Raw genomic sequence first — 18,236 nt, forward strand, 5'->3', positions numbered from 1 at the left:
AACGGACCCGATCGGCCGATCGGCGCAAGGCGGCCGGACGGCAACCCGTACCCTCGCTACCTGGCCACCCTGCGCGGCCGTACGCCCGCCCGGCCGCCAGCCGGGGTCGGACGCCGCGTCACGCAACCGACCACCCGGGAGTCTGCACGTTGACCGACCTCACCACCCTGCAACAGGAGATCGCCGCCGAGCAGCGGCATCTCGACCTGGTCTACGCCCGGCTGGCCCAGCTGCGCCGGACCGCCGCCAAGGCTGAGCAGGAGGGCTACCAACTCGCCCGGGTGGGCAACTTCGGCGCGCTCGTCGAGCGGGACGCGATGGTCTTCCACGCCGCCCGGCGCCGACACGCCCTCGACGCCGAGCACGAAGGGCTCGTCTTCGGCCGGCTGGACCTGCGCGACGAGCAGGTGCTGCACGTCGGCCGGCTCGGCGTACGCGGGGAGCGGTCCGAACCGCTGGTGATCGACTGGCGGGCGCCGGCCGCCGCAGCGTTCTACCAGGCCACCGCCGCCGACCCACAGGGCGTGGTACGCCGACGCATGATCCAGTCCGCGAACGAACGGGTGACCCGGATCGAGGACGACCTGCTCGATCCCGGCGCCGCCCCCGCCGGCATGCGGGTCGTGGGCGACGGTGCGTTGCTCGCCTCCCTCGCCAAGGCGACCGGGCGCGGCATGCGCGACATCGTCGCCACCATCCAGCGGGAACAGGACGAGGCGATCCGCTCCCCCGCCGGTGGTGTCACGATCGTCTCCGGCGGACCCGGAACCGGGAAGACCGCGGTCGCCCTGCACCGGGCCGCCTACCTGCTCTACTCCGACCGGAACCGGTTCGCTGGCGGCGGCGTACTGGTGGTCGGGCCGTCCGGGGTCTTCGTCGAGTACATCGCCTCGGTGCTGCCGTCACTCGGCGAGGAGACCGCCACCCTCCACTCCCTCGGCTCGCTCTTCCCCGGTGTGGTCGCCACCCGTACCGACCCGGCGGCGGTCGCGGCGATCAAGGGCTCGCTGCGGATGCGCCGGGTGCTCGAACGGGCCACCCACGACGCGGTTCCGGGCGGACCGACCGAACTCCGCCTGCTCTACCGAGGCGAACTGCTCCGGCTCGACGCCACCCAACTCGACCGGATCCGGACCCGGGCGCTGCCCCGGGGCGCCCGGCGCAACGAGGTCCGCCGGGCCGGCATCGACGGGCTCTTCCAGGCGCTCTGGGCGCAGGTGCAGCGAGCGCCGGTCGGGCGGCTGCCGGAGAAAGCCAGCTTCGAGGACGACCTGTCCGAACGGAGCGAATTCCGGGACTTCATCCGCGCCTGGTGGCCCCGACTGCACCCGTGGCACGTACTCGGCTGGCTGAGCGAGCCGGAACGGCTGCGCAGGTACGCCGAGGGGCTCCTCTCGCACCGGGAGATCCGGGCGCTCGGCGCGTCGTACCGGAACCTGGACGCCGACGGGCCGACCATCGCCGACGTCGCCATCCTCGACGAACTCGACGAACTGCTCGGCAAGCCGATGCGGCCGGCGAAACGGCGGCGGGACCCGTTCCTGCTCGCCGGCGGGGTGCGCGAGGTGAGCACGTACGCGGACCGACAGCGGGCCGCGCGGGCCCAGGCCGTCGAACGCCCGGAGGACTACCGCGAGTACGCCCACGTGGTCGTCGACGAGTCACAGGACGTCTCGCCGATGCAGTGGCGGATGCTCGGCCGGCGCGGCCGACTCGCCTCCTGGACCGTGGTCGGTGACCCGGCGCAGACCGCCTGGACCGGCGACCCGCGCGAACTGGCCCAGTCCCGGGACAAGGCGCTCGGCCGCCGGGACCGGCACGACTACACCCTCTCCACGAACTACCGGAACCCGGCGGAGATCTTCGCGGTCGCCGCCAAGGTGATCCGTGAGGTCTCCCCCGACCTCACCCTGCCGACGGCGGTGCGGACCACCGGGGTCGAGCCGGTCGAACTGACCCTGCCCGCCGCACAACTGCCCGGGGCGACCGTACGGGCGGTCACCGAACTCCTCGCCGAGGTGCAGGGCACGGTCGGCGTGATCACACCGGTGCCGCGCCGGGACGAGGTCGCCGGTTGGCTCGCCGCACTCGCCGGCCCCCGACTCCAGGTGGTGACGAGTCTCCAGGCGAAGGGCATGGAGTACGACGGTGTCGTGCTGATCGCCCCCACCGAGATCCGTACCGACTCCGAGTCCGGCGTACGCACCCTCTACGTGGCCCTGTCCCGGGCCACCCAGCGCCTCACCACCATCGACCCCGCCCGCTGACCCTCCCCGCAGGAGGGTCAGCGGGACGAAGCTCAGGGGCGGGGGATGGCGGTGACGGTGTACGGGGTGGTGGCGGTCGGCGGAGTGGTGAAACGGCCGTTGGGCAGGTAGAGGCGGTTGCCGTACGCGGCCACGGTGGTCGGTACGTCGAAACCGGCGGAGGTGACCCGCTCGACCAGACGTCCACTGGTGCCGGTGCGGTCCAGTTCGAAGACGGAGACGGTGTTGAGGCGGTTCTGCACCACGTAGAGGGTGCGCCCGTCCCGGAGCAGCCCGTCGCCGTTGGTCAGCACCTCGCCACCGAGGTCGACCGTCCGGGCCTTCCCGGTCGCCGGGTCGACCCGGAAGAGCAGGCCGGGGCCGGACTGTACGACCAGCAGGCCGCGACCGTCCGGTGTGGTCTCGATGCCGTTGGCGTTGATCCCGGTGCCGTAGACGATGTCACCGGTCAGCGGCAGCGTCACCGTCTCGTCCGCGTCCGGCAGGCCACCCCACCGGTTCAGTGGCAGCTTGTAGAGGACCGGGTTGGTCGAGTCGGTGAACCAGGCGGCGTCCGGGGTGAGCACCACGTCGTTGACGAAGCTCGGCACGTTGTTGAACTGGTAGGTGGTCAGCAGTTCTCCGGTGAAGGCGTCGAACACCTTCGCGGCGGCGCCGGTGGTGCTGTTCCCGCCGCCGACGAAGAGCCTCCCGCGCAGGTCCACCTTGAGCCCCTGGGACGGGGTGCCCGAACCGGCGTTGATCTGCTCGCCCCGCCCGGTCAGCAGGTTGACCCGGTAGATGGCGCCGGTGGCGCGGGAACCGAAGAAGGCGTACGGCAGGGCCCCGATCGCGATCCCCTCCGGTTGGAAGCCGTCCGGCAGGGCGAACGTGGTGGGGAACAGGGTGCCGGTCCGGGTCGACGCGGTTTCCGAGCGCCCGGCGTCGACCGGGGCGGCGCTGACCGGGGCGGCTGCCGCCAGGGTGCCGGCGAGTGCCACGGCGACGGACAGGACGGTGGTACGGGGTCGAACTCGCATCCTCGATCTCCTCCCCCGCCAGTCCGGCGGGCATCGGCTGATGTCGGTCGGTACCGGGTTCGATGGTGCCCGGTCGTCCCGCTGTCCGCTACCTGACAACCGCTCCGCTTCCGGCGGTGGTGGTGATCACGTCAGACTGTGGCGTGAACTGGCCACTGGTGCGCCTGGCCGTCGCCGGGCTGCGGGCACACGCGGTACGACTGCTGCTGACCGCCTTCGCGGTGGTGGTCGGAGTGGGTTTCCTGGCCGGCACCCTGGTCTACGGCGACACCGCCCGGGCCGCCTTCTACGACGACCTGGCCCGCTCGGCGAGGAACGTCGACGTGGTGGTGGAGCCGGCCGAGACGCTGGTATCGGCCGAGACGGTGGACCGGATCCGGGCGGTCGACGGGGTGGCCGAGGTGGACGGTCGGGTGATCGCCTGGCTGGGCCTGCTCGACCGGGACGGTCGGCTCCTGACCCAGCAGGGGCACGTCGGTTATGGACTCTCGGTGCCCGGTGTGGCGTCGCTCGCCCCGTACGACGTGACCGCCGGGCGGCTTCCCACGGTGCCCGGCGAGGTCGCGGTCGACAAGACCACGGTGGCCGCCACCGGGTACGCCCTGGGCGCCTCGGTGAGCCTGCTCGACCAGGCCGGTACGCCGCACCGGCTGACCCTGGTCGGGGTGCTCGACCTCGGCGTGAACCGGCTCTTCGGCGGCTCCCCGGTGGCCGCGTTGACCGGTCCCGACCTGGCCTCCCTCACCGGCACCGAGCGGTACGCCCAGGTGGTGGTCCGGGCCCGGCCCGACGTCGACCCGGAGGTGCTCGCCGATCGGGTCGCGCGGGTGACGGGTGACCCACGGTTGGCGGTGCTCACCGGTGACCGGCTCCGGGACCAGCTAGCCGAGCAGGCGGGCAAGTACGTCGACGGCTTCCTGGCGGTGCTGATCGGGTTCGGCGTGGTCTCGTTGACCGTGTCGGCGTTCGTCATCTACAACACCTTCGCCATCCTGGCCGCCCAGCGGGTACGCGAGCTGAGCCTGCTGCGGTGCGTCGGGGCGTCCCGCCGGCAGGTCGGGGTGGCGGTGCTGCTGGAGGCGGTGACGCTCGGCGTACTGGCCTCGCTCGGCGGCCTGGCGATGAGCCTGCTGGTCGGCTACGGGCTGATCTGGGGGCGGGAACTGGTCGCGACCGACATCCCGCTGCACGCCCCGGTGGTGCGCTGGCCGACGGTGGCGGTGGCGCTCGGGTTCGGCACGGTGGTGACGGTGCTGGCCGCGCTCGTACCGGCGCTCGGGGCGGGGCGGGTGCCGCCGCTGGCCGCCCTGCACGGCAGCGCCACCGCCGAACTGCGGGACGCGACCGGCCGGCGTGGCCGGGTCCGGGTGCTGGTCGCCGTCGGGCTGGCCGGGGCGGGACTGCTGGCGATCATGGTCGGGGTGCCACTGGCTTTCCCGGGACTGCCGCTGGTGCTCGGCGGCGGGATGGTCGTCTTCCTCGGCGCGGTGGTGGCCGCCCCGTTGCTGGTTCCGCGCGCGGTCGGCGTACTCGGCTGGCTGCCGGCCCGGCTCTTCGGCCCAGTGGCCCGGCTGGCGGTGGTGAACGCCCGGCGTAACCCGCGCCGGGCTGCGGCGACCACCATGGCGCTGACCGTCGGGGTGGCGCTGATGTCGATGTTCGCGGTGCTGCTGGAGACCGCCCGGGACCAGACCGGACGTGAGCTGACCGAGAACTTCCCGGTCGACTTCGTGCTCGACCGGACCCGGATCGACGGTACGCCGGGCGCCACCCGGGGCGAGCTGCCGGCGGAGCTGGCCGGGGTGCTCCGGGCCGAGCCGGCGTTCGCCACGGTGGCCGAGGTACGGCTCGCGCCGGCCCCGGTCGACCGGCAGGTGCGGGTCTGGTCGGTGCCCCCGGAGCAGTTGCGCGGGCCGGTCCGACCGGAGGTCACCGACGGCGACCTGGCCGATCTGCGCCCCGGCACCGTGGCGGTGAGTCGCCCGGTGGCGCAGGCCCGGGGGCTCGGGGTGGGCGACCGGTTCGCGCTGGGCCTGCCCGGCGTACCGGACCCGGCTGGGGCGCTGACCGTGGTGGCGCTCTACGACGATGCCCCGACCGGCGGCGCCGCCCTGGTCGAGTGGGGCCAGTTCACCGCCGCGTACGGCCCCGGGGCGCCGAACCAGCTCCTGCTCGATCTGGCCCCCGGTGTCGGTACGGCCGACGGCCGACAGGCCCTGGACCGGGTCCTCCGGACCTTTCCGGTGGTACGGGTGAGCAGCGTCGCCGACCAGGCGAACGCCCTGTCGGCGACCCTGGACGAACTGCTCGGCATCTTCGCCGCACTGCTCGGCATGTCGGTGCTGATCGCGCTCTTCGGAATCAGCAACACGCTCTCCCTGTCGGTCTTCGAACGGACCCGTGAGTCGGCGACGCTGCGGGCGCTGGGGCTTTCCCGGCGGCAACTCGGGCGGATGCTGCTCGCCGAGGCGGGGCTGATCGCGCTGGTCGGGGCCCTGGCCGGGATCGTCCTCGGGGTGGGCGTCGGCTGGACCGCCGCACTCGGACTGATCCACAGCTACGGGCACGGGCTGCCGGTCGTACCAGTGGCTCAGCTCGTCCTCTGCGTGGCTCTGGCCGGCGGCGCGGCGCTCCTGGCCGGGCTGCTTCCCGCCCGGCGGGCGACCCGGACGCCGATCGTGGCGGCGATGAGCGTGGAGGGGTGAACCGCCGCCCATCCCCCGACCCGAACCAATCACACACATTGCGATGTCGGCATATGTTGGGTCGCGCGGGCACCGGCGGCGGAGGGTGTGGGCGTGGGCGCGGGTCATGACCACGGCGCGCAGGCGATGCGCGCGGGCGAGCGGCACCGGGGACGGCTCTGGTCCGCCCTCGGACTGCTCGTCGTCTTCACCGTGGTCGAGGCGGTCACGGCGCTCGCCACCGGCTCGCTCGCGCTGCTCTCCGACGCCGGTCACATGTTCACCGACGTACTCGGGATCGGGATGGCGCTCGCCGCGATCACCGCGACCCGGCGTGCCACCGACGACCCGCAGCGGACCTTCGGCCTCTACCGGCTGGAGGTGCTGGCCGCGCTGGCCAACGCGGTGCTGCTCTTCGGCGTCGCGATCTACGTGCTGGTCGAGGCGGCGCTGCGGTTCGGTGCCGCGCGTCCGCCGACCGTGCTGGCCGGGCCGATGCTGGTGGTGGCGGTCCTCGGGCTGCTGGCCAACCTGGTCGCCTTCGGGCTGTTGCGGGCCGGTGCGCGGGAGAGCATCAACCTGCGCGGCGCCTACCTGGAGGCGCTCGGGGACCTGCTCGGCTCGGCCGGGGTGATCGTCGCCGCCCTGGTGATCGCGAACACCGGCTGGTGGTGGGCCGATCCGGTGGTCGCGGTGGCGATCGGCCTGTTCATCCTGCCCCGCACCGGGCGGCTGGCGCGGGCCGCGGTCCGGATTCTGGTGCAGGCCGCACCGGAGCACCTGGACGTGCCGACGGTGGCTGCCCGGCTCTGTGCCGTACCCGGGGTCGCCAACGTGCACGACCTGCATGTCTGGACGCTCACCTCGGGCATGGAGGTCGCCTCGGCCCATCTCACGCTCTCCCCCGGCGCCGAGGTCGGCGCGGTGCTGGCCGCCGCGCGCGGGGCGCTGCACGACGACTTCGACATCGCCCACGCCACCCTCCAGGTCGAGCCCGGCAGCGCGACCGAGAACTGCGGCCCGGCCGATTGGTAGGGGCCACTGACCGGGCACGGTCCTTACGAGACGCCGAAACATGACCACTCTTCGCTTACCTGGCCCTTAAATTTTGTCCCCCGACCGGGTAAAAGTTTCTAGTTATATCCGACATATCACTTCGAGTTGCGGCGTCCGTCGGCCGCGCCAACACTGTCCGTGCTGGACATGCCGGTAGGCTCGGCTCCGGTCTCCGCCGGGCGGCGCCCTCCGGCGCCTGCGGTGACCGTCGCCTAATCGCACGTGCGAGCCGGGGAACCATCGCGTCATTGGGGTGCATCCGCGTCAGCGGTAGGGATCTTCCGTCCCGAACCCGTCAGCTAACCCGGTCGGCGGCTGACGGAAGGACGTGTACCGAATGCCATTCCTGGCGCCCGTACGACCACGACCACGTGCCGCACGGTTCGCGACCCTGACCGCGATCGCGATCATCCTCACCGTGCTGGCCACCCCCCTCACCCCCACCAGCGCACTCGCCGCCGCCCCGGGCACGCTCGCCGCCGCCCCGGGCGACACCGACGACGAGGGCGGCAGCGCCAGCCTCCGCGAACAACTCGACATCGCGGCCAAGGGCTATCTCGACGCCCAGGCAACGCTGGACAACTCCACCAAACGGCAACAACAGCTCGCCGCCCACCTGGTCACCCTGGAGGCCGAGCTGGTCACCCGGACCCAGACCGTCGCCGAACTCGCCGGCATGGCGTACCGCACCGGCCGACTGGGGCCGCTGACGGCCCTGCTCAACAGCGACTCGCCGGACGGCTTCCTGGACCGGGCGTCGTCGCTCGGCACGGTGGCCGCCAACGAGGACCGCCAGCTCCGAAACCTGATCGAGGTCCGCGACCAGGAACAGCGGGCCAAGGCGGCGATCGAGAACGAGATCCGGGAACAACGCAAGCAGCTCGACATCATGGCCAAGCGCAAGCAACAGGCCGAACGGGCGCTCGCCCAGGCAGGCAGTGGCGGCGCCAGCGCCGGCGTCACCGCCAGCACCACCTCCGCCACGGCGAAGCCGGCGCCACGCAACGCCGACGGTTCCTGGCCGAAGGAGTCGTGCAGCGCGAACGACCCGACCACCACGGGCTGCATCACCCCGCGCACCCTCAACGCGATGAACCAGGCCAAGGCGGCCGGCTTCACCCGCTTTGTCTCCTGCTTCCGCAGCGGCGGGTCGGGCGAGCACCCCAAGGGGCGGGCCTGTGACTTCGCGGCGGAGAAGGGCGGCTTCGGCGGGATCGCCACCGGCGGCGACAAGACGTACGGCAACAACCTGGCGGCGTACTTCGTCGAGAACGCCAGCCGCCTCGGCGTGCTGTACGTGATCTGGTTCAGACAGATCTGGCTACCGGGCAGTGGCTGGAAGGCGTACAACGGCGGCGGTGACCCCTCCAGCGACCACACCAACCACGTCCACCTCTCCGTGAACTGACGCCCTCCCCCTCCCCGCCCCGGTCACCAACGTCTGTGGGCATTGCATCCGGATCGGCGGGGAGGGGAGGGCGTCAGTGTTGGGCGTTCCAGAAGCCGATCAGGGTGGCGGTCCACCAGCCGAGTTGGGAGACGGTGGCCGCGCCGGCGGCGGGGAGCAGGCGGGACCAGGGCACCGGGCCGTCGCCGACGGCCGTGAGTCGGTCACTGACCCGACCGAGGAACAGGCCGTTGATCCCGACCACGAGCACGGCGACCAGCTTGATCTGCACCAGCGCCGACGAGGTGTCCGGACGCAGGGCCGCGCCGCTGACCACCAGCCCCACCAGGCCCAGCCAGATGAGCAGGTGCGTGCCCCGTGCCGTGGTCAGTACCGTCCCGATCCGTTCTTGACGTAGCAGCCAGCGCAGGCTGAACCAGTCCACCGTGAGCACCGCCCCGAAGCCCACGACCAGACAGGTCAGATGGCAGAAGAGAGCCACCATCCGCCATCCTGGGCTGAGCGTGAGGTGGGGTGCGGCGAGCACGACGGCCACCCAGCCGACGCTCATCGCGAGGACCGCCCCGGCGAGCACGTTGCGCCCGGCGGGCCGGCGGTGGCCTCCACGCCAACCGGCCGCCGGTGCGGTGGACGGTCCGCCGCCGGTCGAGGTCGCGGACCGGTCGCGGACCGAGGCGGGGATCGACGACCAGGGGCGATTGACCGGAACCGCGGTCCGATCCGATGGAGCCGAGGCGGCTGGCCAGTAGCGTTCGGTGGGAACCTTCGCGGGGGCACGGTCGGCGGGGGTCCGCCGGCCGCTCGCGGGGTCGGCGGAACCACCGGGGTACGGAGCGCCAAAGTGACGGCCGGTGGTCTGGAGGTCAGACATCCGAGCCCACCGGTCCGGTACCCAGCATGGTGACTCTCCTCCGGTCGTCTCGGCGCCGCTCAGTTGCGGAGCGGACCAGCGGTCCCTCCTCATAAGGAGACTCCCCGGAGGCCAGGGGGTAACAGAAAACCTGGCGTGATCTTGTCTACGTTGGTCCGGTCCGCCCACCGTGCGGCCCGGCGTCCGGCCGCGCCGACGTGCGGCCATTGATCGGATAACACTTTCATGGCTGGCTCGTGTGGCAACTTCGGACCGATTGTGAATGGCCTGCGGGAATACCGATTGAACGATTGTCGAAGCAGGCAGAATTGCGTGCTCTGCGAGCCGGCCCCCGCGACTGATCCCACAACGGGTGGCAGAGAGCGCTCTTTCGCTAGCACACGGTAACCCGGTAGGCGAGGCTCCCCACCTCGCCTACCGGTGTCGTGAGAGCGCTCTCTCAAAGTTAGCCCTCCCGGTCGGGCACTGTCAACAGAGATCCCCCACCGAACCACCACTCCCGCAAAGAAGATGGCAAGACATTGACAGCCGCCACCATCTCTGATGCTCTGACGCAACGCCCCCTTAATGTGCGCGAAACCTCCGCGCACCGACCCGTCCCCGACCGGAGGCACCATGAACCTGTCCCTCCGCCACGTCGTACCCGACGACGGCGGCCATCCGGACACCCGGCCGCGACCGGCCCAGAAGACGCTGCGCCGCCGAGTGCTGGCAAGCGCCGCGACGGTGGCGCTCGTGGTCGGCGGGCTCACCTTCGCCGTACCCGGTGGTGCCGGCGCCGACCCGCTCGGTGCCGGCAGCTACGCCACCACCCGGCCCGCCGGCGCGGCCCCGCCCTCGGGCTGTGCCGACCTCTCCACCAACCCCCGGCGGTACGTCACCGCCAACGCCCCGGCCGGCGCCGTCCCCACCAACGACTGGTGGTCCTCGCTGCTCTTCAAGCGCCTCGACTGCGCCTACTCCGAGCCACTGCACGCCCACCCGGCCTCGTACGACCCCGTCGCCGGCGGACTCGGCGTCTCCTACACCACCACCGCCGGCATCTCCGGCTCACCGACCGGCCCCGGCGAATACCACTACACCTACAGCGCCGACTTCACCCTCGGCGTCACCGGACTGAACTCACCCGACGTCAAGGTGGACGGCTGGAGCGACTGGACCGTCACGCCGTACTGGTCGGACGGGACCCGGACCCTGAAGACGACCATCGGGCACGGGCTGCCCTTCGTCTACGCCCAGGTCACCGGCGGCAACGCCCAGCTCAGCCTGACCAGTGCACCGACCGTCTGGTCCAACACCGCCGGGCGGCTCGGCTTCACCGTACGGGGACACGACTACGTCGCGTACGCGCCGACCGGGGCGACCTGGACGGTCAGCGGCAACACCGTCACCTCCACCCTGGCCGGGCGGGGCTACTTCTCCGTCGCGGTCCTGCCGACCACCCCGAGCAGCCCCGCAGCCGACCGGACCGCCCTGCTCGCCAGCTACGGCCAGTACGCGCACGCGCACGTCACCGGCACCCGCGTCTCCTGGGGCTTCAACCCGTCGACCAGCATGGTGACCGCCACGTACGCCTTCACCACCACCGCCCGCGAGGGCAGCACCAGCGGCACCGTCGTCTCGCTCTACCCGCACCACTGGAAGAACCTCGGCGGCGGCACCCCGATCGGACAGACCTACATCTCCCCCCGGGGACCGATGAAAACACTGGTCGGCGCGGCCTCGTTCAGCACGAACATCCGCTACCAGGGGGTGCTGCCCGAGATTCCCGCGGTCGCCACCTCCAGCGGCGCCGACCTCGCCACCCTCGGCGGCTACCTCGACCAGGTCGCCACCGGTGACCCGCTCGCCGGCTTCGGCAACGACACCTACTGGACCGGCAAGGGACTCGGCCGGGCCGCCCGGCTCGCCGAGATCGCCGACCAACTCGGCCGGACCGCCCAGCGGGACCTGCTGCTGAACGCCATCCGGAACCGGCTCACCGACTGGTTCACCGCCACCCCGGGCAAGACCGCCCGGGTGTTCCACTACGACCAGGCGTGGGGCACGCTGGTCGGCTATCCCGCCTCGTACGGCTCCGACCTGGAACTCAACGACCACCACTTCCACTACGGCTACTACATCGCCGCCGCCGCCACGCTCGCCAAGTTCGACCCGACCTGGGCCACCACCAGCCAGTACGGCGGCATGGTCAACCTGCTGATCCGGGACGCGAACAGCCCCGACCGCAACGACCCGATGTTCCCGTTCCTGCGTGACTTCGACATCTTCGCCGGACACGACTGGGCCTCCGGGCACGGTTCGTTCATGGCCGGCAACAACCAGGAGTCCTCCTCCGAGGGAATGAACTTCGCCTCGGCCCTGATCCAGTGGGGGCTCGCCACCGGCAACACCGCCGTACGCGACGCCGGGCTGTTCATCTACACCACGCAGGCGCAGGCGATCCAGGAGTACTGGTTCGACTCCTCCGACAGCAACTTCCCGGCCGCCTTCGCCCACCGTACGGTCGGCATGGTCTGGGGCGACGGTGGCGCGTACGCCACCTGGTTCAGTGGTGAGCCGGAGATGATCCAGGGCATCAACATGCTCCCGATCACCGGCGGCTCGAACTACCTCGGCTACAAGCCGGCGTACGTCACCACCAACTGGAACGAACTGGTCACCAACAACGGGGGCCCGCCGACGGTCTGGCAGGACGTGCTCTGGTCGTTCCGGGCGTACGCGGACGGCGACGCCGCGCTCGCGAGCTTCCGGGCCAACCCGACGTACCCAATCGAGGAGGGCGAGAGCCGGGCGCACACGTTCCACTGGCTGCGCAACCTCGCCGCCCTCGGCCAGGTCGACACCACGGTCACCGCGAACACCCCGCTCTACGCCGTCTACACCAAGAACGGCGTACGGACGTACGTGGCGTCGAACATCACCCGCAACCCGATGACGGTGACCTTCTCCGACGGCCGCACGCTGACCGTGGCCGCCGGCAAGACCGCCACCACCGGCGCCTTCACCTGGAGCGGCGGCAACGCCAACGGCGGCATCGGCAACCCCACCGCCACCCCGACCGTCTCCCCCACGGTCAGTCCCACGCCGACGGCCACCCCGACGCCGACACCCACGGCCACACCGACCCCGACGCCGACCGGTCCGGTGGTCCGGTCGAACCTGCTCTACGTCCGCTCCGCCGGGGCGCTCTCCGGTGCCGCTGGCACCGGTGCGACCACCACCACGATCACCGCCGCCAACGGCAACTGGGACGGCACCCCGCACAACCCGGTGATACACACCGTCTGCGGGCTGACCGGCCCGTACAACTCGGGTGCGACCGCGTTCACGCTGCACGTCGACGCGGGCGGCGCGGTCGGTGCCGGAATCCAGGCGAGGGTCTCGTACGACTTCACCGGGTCCGGCAACTACAGCCGGGTGGAGACGTACCACTACTTCGCCACCGACCCGGTCGTCGGCACCGAGACGTACACCCAGGCGACCGGGGTGAAGACCGCCACCGGTGGCTTCGCGGCGCTGGCGAACGGCTGCGTGAAACTGGAGGTCTGGAACGCGATCGGCAACGCGGCGACGACCGTACGGGTCAACGCGACCGCCGCCGAAGGCCGCCAGTCGACCGTCACCGTCCCGTTCACGATCACCTGACCGGCTGATCTTATCCACGGGTGAGGAGGTGGGGCCCGTCCCCCGGACACGCGCGACGTGTCCGGGGGCGGGCCCCACCGCTGTGCCCGACCCCTGCCGGCCGACAATGGCGGCTGTGACCGTCGCCCGTTCGCTGCTGTTGTTCCTGCTCGCCGCCGTCGCCGAGATCGGCGGAGCGTGGCTGGTCTGGCAGGGCGTACGCGAACACCGGGGACTGCTGTTCGTCGCCGCCGGGATGCTGGCACTGGCCGGGTACGGCTTCGTCGCCGCCTTCCAACCGGACCCGAACTTCGGCCGGGTGCTGGCCGCGTACGGCGGATTCTTCGTCGCCGGGTCACTGGCCTGGGCTGTTGTCGTCGACAGGTTCCGCCCGGACCGCTACGACCTCACCGGTGCCGCCGTCTGCCTGATCGGCGTCGCCATCATCATGTACGCCCCCCGCGGCTGAGGGGTAAGGAAGGGCCCCTTGTTATCGCTTTTTGTATAACAAGGGGCCCTTCCTAACGCCGGTAGGCGTAGCGCGGTGGGCGTAGCGGTGGGCGTGCGTCGTGGCTAGTCGCGTGGCTCCGGGACCAGGTAGGTCCACGTTTCGACGGTACGGAAACCCAGTGACTCGTACAGCGGCTGCGCGTGGGAAGTGCTGTGCAGGAACGCGGCCCGGGCCCCGGCGGTGAACCCGTCGCGCAGCACGGTCTGGCTGACCAGGCGGGCGAACCCACGGCGGCGGAACGTCGGCGGGACGGTGATGTTGTAGACGCCGAGTTGGTCACCGAGACGGGTGCCGAGCCCGGTGCCGGCCGCCACACCGTCCCACTCGACCAGGTAACCGGTCATGCCGGGGGCGTCCAGCAGCGGCGCCGAGGCGAACTCGGCGATCGCCGGCCGGGGCAGCCCCAGCGCGGCGGCGATCAGGTTGCCGTAGACGTCGGCGTCCGCACCGGTCGTCGGGCGTACCCGGGCGCCGTCGGCCGGGACCTCGTCGGGCACCGGCCCGGCGGCCCGGGTCATCAGCGGGCTGTGCGATCTGGTGGTCAGGCCGTAGCCGGCGGCGAGCCGGGCGAGTTCCGGGCCGGGCTCGCCGCGAACCTGGATCGACCAGGGCAGCTCTCCGCCGCGCATCTCGTCGGCGAAGGCCGCGACCTGCTGGAGGTCCGGATCGGTTCCCTCGGTGAAGACCCCGTTGCCGGACGGCATCCGCACCCCGCTCACAAAAAGGCTGACGCCAGCGGCGCCCTGCTTCGCGTGGGCGCCCGCAACGGCGTGAATCTTCGCCCGCATCGCCGCGAACCACGCGGACGCTGCGGCGTCCGCGCTGGTCAGGTCGCTGCCGGCGTCGTTGTACGAGCTGTTCACCCCCGCAGGGTACGGCGGACACGTCGGCCGATGCCTGGCAGCTCCCCGGTTAGGAAGGGCCCCTTGTTATACAAAAAGCGATAACAAGGGGCCCTTCCTAACCGGTGGCGTCGAGGGTGTCGCGGAGCCGGGCGCCGAGCGCCAAATGCGCCGTCCGCGCCTGTCGGAAGGCGTACGCGAAAAGTGGTGCCGGCGCCGCAAGGGTGATCTGTACGTCGATCGTGGTCACCCCGTCTGCGTCGGAGCGCAGCCGCGCGTGGTTGCGCACCGTGGTGTTCGGCCACTGCCTCGCGACGGTCACCACCTCGTCCTCGGTCGCACTCAGTACGTCCGCCTGGTAGATGGTCCGGAACCACAGCGGGCCCCAGGCAAGCCGGTCCGAGATGGTGTAGCTGTGCAACGCGCCCGGTCGCGGCGGCCGGGGCTGGACCCGGACGATCAGCGGATGCAGGTCCGCCTGCGCGGCCAGGTCCGTGAGCAGCCGCACCGCCTCCGCCCTGCCACACCTCGCCTGCACCGTGTACTGGAAGACATCCTGCTTCGTCACCGGGTCGCCTCCGTGGGCTTGGGCCGACTCCTCTGTGGGCATCGTTCGATGTTCCCTGCCATGGCACCGATCGATGACGGACAGTGGAACACGCGAACGACCCTCGCAACAGCCCCGCGCGGTACGCCGTTCGGCGGCCGAACCGGGTCGATTGGTCAAGCGATGTTCGCGAATTGGCTACCTGTCGACCATCCGATGGGGAAAGTAGGAGGCATGAATGCCCACGTCATGGTCTTCGCGCCCGCTCCACAACTGACGGTGACCATCGATCAGACCAGCGACGAGCCGGAGATCCATCTGCATCCCGGCGGCCAGGGAGTGTGGCAGGCTCGCATGATCACCTGCCTGGGTACCCCGGTGGTGCTCTGCGCCAGCCTCGGCGGCGAGATCGGCCAGGTGCTGGAACCACTGTTGGCCAGCGAGGGAGTCGAGCTGAGGGTGGTGCACCGGGACTCCAGCAGCGGGGGCTACGTGCACGACCGGCGGGACGGCCGGCGGGACGAGATCGTCGACGTACCCGGTCACCCGCTCACCCGACACGAGCTGGACGACCTCTACAACCTGACCCTCGGTGAAGGGCTGCGGGCGTCGGTCAGTGTGCTCAGCGGTCCCGGCGACCCGTCGCTGGCACCGCCGGATGTCTACCGCCGCCTCGCCGCCGACCTGGGCGGCAACGGCAGCAGGGTGGTGGCGGACCTGTCCGGTGAGCACCTGCGCGCGGTACTCGACAGCGGCGTCTCCTTCCTGAAGGTGAGCCACGAGGAGTTGCTCCGGGACGGCCTCGCCAACTCCGACACCGAGGAGGAACTGACCCGGATCCTCTACGAGTTGCACGCCACCGGGGCCGAGTCGGTGGTGGTGAGCCGAGCCGACGAGCCGGCCCTGGCCCTGGTCAACGGCGAGGTGTACGAGGTGCACATGCCCCGGTTGCAGGTTGCCGACCCGCGTGGCGCCGGCGACTCGATGACCGCCGGGGTGGCGTCCGTACTCGCCGCCGGTGGCGACCTCCACTTGGCGATCCGTACCGGGGCGGCGGCCGGCGCGCTGAACGTGACCCGGCACGGGCTCGGGACCGGCCGGCCGGAGTCGATCGCCGGTCTCGTCGAACGGGTCCACCTGGCCCCGGTCGGGGCGGGCCGTCAGGACCGGATGACGCCGGACGACCTCGCCGGACGGGCGACCACCGCATGACGGACCGGGTGCTGATCACGAACGACGACGGGATCGCCGCGCCGGGAATCCGGTGGTTGGCCCGGGCCGTGGCCGACCAGGGGTACGACGTGGTGGTGGCAGCGCCGCACGAGGAGGCGAGCGGCACCAGTGCGGCGATGATCGCGGTCGAGCGGGAGGGCCGGGTGGTCGTCGAGGAGCATTCGGTCGACGAACTCGACGGCATTCCCGCGTACGGTGTGGCCGGCTCGCCGGGTTTCATCACGCTGATCGCCCTTCACGGCGCGTTCGGGCCGCCACCGACGCTGGTCCTCTCCGGGGTGAACCGGGGCGCGAACGTGGGGCGCGCGGTGCTGCACTCGGGCACGGTCGGGGCGGCCTTCACCGCCGCCGCGAACGGCTGCCACGCCATGGCGGTCTCGCTCGACGTACTCTCGGCGAGCCAGGGAACCGCCGGCAGTGGCGGTGCCGCGGTGGCCTCGTCGGGGCGGTTCGGCGACGAGGCACGGCATTGGGTGACAGCGGCACGGGTGGCGATGCAGTTGCTGCCCCGGCTGACGTCGGGGCCACGATCGGCCGTACTCAACGTCAATTCGCCGGACCTGCCGTACGAGGAACTGCGCGGCGTACGCGTGGGCTCACTGGCCGGTTTCGGCCAGGTACAGATGACGGTCGCCGAGTCCGGCCGGGGTTTCGTCCGGACCGCGCTGGAGGAGTCGAACGAGCCGGTGCAGCCCGGCACCGACGTGGCGTGGCTGGCCGCCGGTTACGCCTCGGTCACGGCGGTACGGGCGATCAACGAGGCGACCGAGGTCGACCTCTCCGGCCTGGTGGCGTTCGACCGGCACTGACCGAGTGCGGTCGATACACGGCGGGCACGATGGTCCTGCGGGGGACGGCGCCGCAGAGCACGGTGCCACTGCGAAGCGGTAGCGGCGCGAAGCGGTAGCGGCGCGAAGCGGTAGCGGCGCGAAGCGGTAGCGGCGCGAAGCGGTAGCGATGGCGGGGCGGGCCCGGGATGCGTCACGGGCGGGGTGTGGGTCCGTCACCGGCCGCGTGGTCCCTGGCGGCCGGTGACGGTGGGTGGATCGCCTCAGGCGCCGGGGAGCTGTGGTTCCGGTGCCGGTGCCGTTCCGGAGAAGTACGGTTCGGGAGCGCCGAAGAGGCCGAGCAACCCGGTGACCCAAAGCTGCCGGTGGACAAACCGGCTCGGTTCGGTGACGACCAGCTTCACACCGCTGACCTCGGCGGTCTGGAAACCAGCGACCATGGCGCTGATTCCCACCGAGTCGATGAAGCTGACCAGTCGCATGTTGAGCTCGATCCGGGGCGGTCGCCCCTTGGCGAGCAGGCCGACAATTGCTTCGCGCACCTCGTACGCGGTGTCGACGTCGATCTCGCCGCGTGGGGCGATCTCCACGACTCCACCAGGCAGGATCGACTTTGCGATCGACAGGCTCACGCGAGCACCTCCACTCGCCCAGATCTGGGCGTTTCATCAGTACGCGGGCCGCGACCGAGAGTATTCCTCGGATGGCCTCGGTCGCCACCCCTCCGGCTGGGCAATCTATGCGGCCGGTCCGACAAAACGGTCCCTATCCGGTCATTCGACAGCATATGTTCTCACAATTCAGGATGCCAGCCGCAGCACCGTCCGGCCATCAGGGTATCCCCCGATCCGGCAGGGGCGGCGCCGGCGCGGGCGGGTGCGACGTACGACTCCTGCCCGAGTGCCCGGTTCCCCGCCCCGCGCCACCCCTACCCCACCCACCACCAGCCATAACCCACCCCAGACCCCGTCACCACCCCGCCCAGGTGTCGCCCCACCCCGAGGCGTCCCCCACTTCGAGGCGTCACCCCGCTCCGAGGTTAGGAAGGGCCCCTTCCTATACAAAAAGCGATAACAAGGGGCCCTTCCTTACCCCCCGGCGGGGTGGACGGGGGCGCCTAGAGTCGGGGGTTCGGTTGGTACGCGCGCACACCGAGAGAGGACTCACCATGCTCAAGCGGATGCTCGGCCTGGCTGGCGTCGGTGCCCTGCTCGCCCTCGTGTTGGCCTGCGGATTCGGATCGGGGGGCGATGACGACGACGATGACGATGACGATTTCGCCCGTGGTACGTCGATTGTCCTGATCCGCTAACCCGTCATACGGCAAATCCCGCCCTCGACGCGGCGCTGCCGCCACTCTGGTACATGACAGCGGGTTTGCCA

The 18,236-nt window shown here is 71.2% G+C and carries 14 protein-coding genes and 1 riboswitch; of the genes, 9 read left to right on the plus strand and 5 right to left on the minus strand.

Annotation, left to right across the window (positions count from 1 at the left end; translation table 11 throughout):
• The first annotated feature begins 149 nt into the window (after window positions 1-149).
• Window positions 150-2,267 (plus strand): HelD family protein, encoded by a 2,118-nt coding sequence (locus tag ACIBF5_RS25580; protein ID WP_396815408.1) that lies wholly within the window; start codon window positions 150-152, stop codon window positions 2,265-2,267.
• 32 nt (window positions 2,268-2,299) lie between these two features.
• Here the strand turns inward: ACIBF5_RS25580 and ACIBF5_RS25585 are convergent, their stop codons facing one another.
• On the minus strand, window positions 2,300-3,286 hold the full coding sequence (locus tag ACIBF5_RS25585; protein ID WP_396815409.1) for an SMP-30/gluconolactonase/LRE family protein: 987 nt from the start codon (window positions 3,284-3,286) through the stop codon (window positions 2,300-2,302).
• A 143-nt stretch (window positions 3,287-3,429) separates the two neighbouring features.
• Here ACIBF5_RS25585 and ACIBF5_RS25590 point away from each other — a divergent pair, with 143 nt between their 5' ends.
• From ACIBF5_RS25590 to ACIBF5_RS25600, 3 genes are all read left to right on the plus strand, one after another.
• Window positions 3,430-5,991 carry an ABC transporter permease gene (locus ACIBF5_RS25590; protein ID WP_396815410.1) on the plus strand — a complete coding sequence of 854 codons (2,562 nt, stop codon included), beginning with the start codon at window positions 3,430-3,432 and terminating at the stop codon, window positions 5,989-5,991.
• Window positions 5,992-6,084: 93 nt separating this feature from the next.
• The gene (locus ACIBF5_RS25595) at window positions 6,085-7,005 is read left to right on the plus strand and encodes a cation diffusion facilitator family transporter (RefSeq protein WP_396815411.1); all 921 of its coding nucleotides are present in this window, start codon (window positions 6,085-6,087) and stop codon (window positions 7,003-7,005) included.
• Window positions 7,006-7,225: 220 nt separating this feature from the next.
• Window positions 7,226-7,356: riboswitch (cyclic di-AMP (ydaO/yuaA leader) on the plus strand.
• A 7-nt stretch (window positions 7,357-7,363) separates the two neighbouring features.
• Complete coding sequence (locus tag ACIBF5_RS25600) at window positions 7,364-8,434, plus strand: hypothetical protein (protein ID WP_396815412.1); 1,071 nt, start codon at window positions 7,364-7,366, stop codon at window positions 8,432-8,434.
• 73 nt (window positions 8,435-8,507) lie between these two features.
• Here the strand turns inward: ACIBF5_RS25600 and ACIBF5_RS25605 are convergent, their stop codons facing one another.
• Window positions 8,508-9,305 carry a hypothetical protein gene (locus tag ACIBF5_RS25605; RefSeq protein ID WP_396815413.1) on the minus strand — a complete coding sequence of 266 codons (798 nt, stop codon included), beginning with the start codon at window positions 9,303-9,305 and terminating at the stop codon, window positions 8,508-8,510.
• A gap of 615 nt (window positions 9,306-9,920) precedes the next feature.
• On the opposite strand from ACIBF5_RS25605, the gene ACIBF5_RS25610 reads away from it, so the two are divergent.
• Together ACIBF5_RS25610 and ACIBF5_RS25615 are read left to right on the plus strand one after the other, a co-directional pair.
• Window positions 9,921-12,953, plus strand: coding sequence for a glycosyl hydrolase (locus ACIBF5_RS25610; RefSeq protein ID WP_396815414.1), 3,033 nt, complete (start codon window positions 9,921-9,923; stop codon window positions 12,951-12,953).
• A gap of 115 nt (window positions 12,954-13,068) precedes the next feature.
• Window positions 13,069-13,401 (plus strand): YnfA family protein, encoded by a 333-nt coding sequence (locus tag ACIBF5_RS25615; protein WP_396815415.1) that lies wholly within the window; start codon window positions 13,069-13,071, stop codon window positions 13,399-13,401.
• Between the two features lie 104 nt (window positions 13,402-13,505).
• Here ACIBF5_RS25615 and ACIBF5_RS25620 read toward each other — a convergent pair whose 3' ends face one another.
• Window positions 13,506-14,306: a GNAT family N-acetyltransferase gene (locus ACIBF5_RS25620; protein WP_396815416.1), complete on the minus strand. Its 801-nt coding sequence runs from the start codon at window positions 14,304-14,306 to the stop codon at window positions 13,506-13,508.
• A 97-nt stretch (window positions 14,307-14,403) separates the two neighbouring features.
• The gene (locus tag ACIBF5_RS25625; RefSeq protein ID WP_396815417.1) at window positions 14,404-14,853 is read right to left on the minus strand and encodes an SRPBCC family protein; all 450 of its coding nucleotides are present in this window, start codon (window positions 14,851-14,853) and stop codon (window positions 14,404-14,406) included.
• 213 nt (window positions 14,854-15,066) lie between these two features.
• Between ACIBF5_RS25625 and ACIBF5_RS25630 the strand changes: the two genes are divergently transcribed.
• On the plus strand, window positions 15,067-16,044 hold the full coding sequence (locus tag ACIBF5_RS25630) for a 1-phosphofructokinase family hexose kinase (protein ID WP_396815418.1): 978 nt from the start codon (window positions 15,067-15,069) through the stop codon (window positions 16,042-16,044).
• Window positions 16,041-16,874 (plus strand): 5'/3'-nucleotidase SurE, encoded by an 834-nt coding sequence (surE, locus tag ACIBF5_RS25635; protein ID WP_396815419.1) that lies wholly within the window; start codon window positions 16,041-16,043, stop codon window positions 16,872-16,874. Before ACIBF5_RS25630 ends, surE begins: the two co-directional genes overlap by 4 nt.
• Window positions 16,875-17,116: 242 nt before the next feature.
• Here surE and ACIBF5_RS25640 read toward each other — a convergent pair whose 3' ends face one another.
• The gene (locus ACIBF5_RS25640; protein ID WP_396815420.1) at window positions 17,117-17,485 is read right to left on the minus strand and encodes an STAS domain-containing protein; all 369 of its coding nucleotides are present in this window, start codon (window positions 17,483-17,485) and stop codon (window positions 17,117-17,119) included.
• A 536-nt stretch (window positions 17,486-18,021) separates the two neighbouring features.
• Here ACIBF5_RS25640 and ACIBF5_RS25645 point away from each other — a divergent pair.
• Window positions 18,022-18,165: a hypothetical protein gene (locus ACIBF5_RS25645; RefSeq protein WP_396815421.1), complete on the plus strand. Its 144-nt coding sequence runs from the start codon at window positions 18,022-18,024 to the stop codon at window positions 18,163-18,165.
• The last annotated feature ends 71 nt before the right edge of the window (window positions 18,166-18,236 follow it).

This window comes from Micromonospora sp. NPDC050417, assembly GCF_044458865.1.
Classification (GTDB): domain Bacteria; phylum Actinomycetota; class Actinomycetes; order Mycobacteriales; family Micromonosporaceae; genus Micromonospora_G.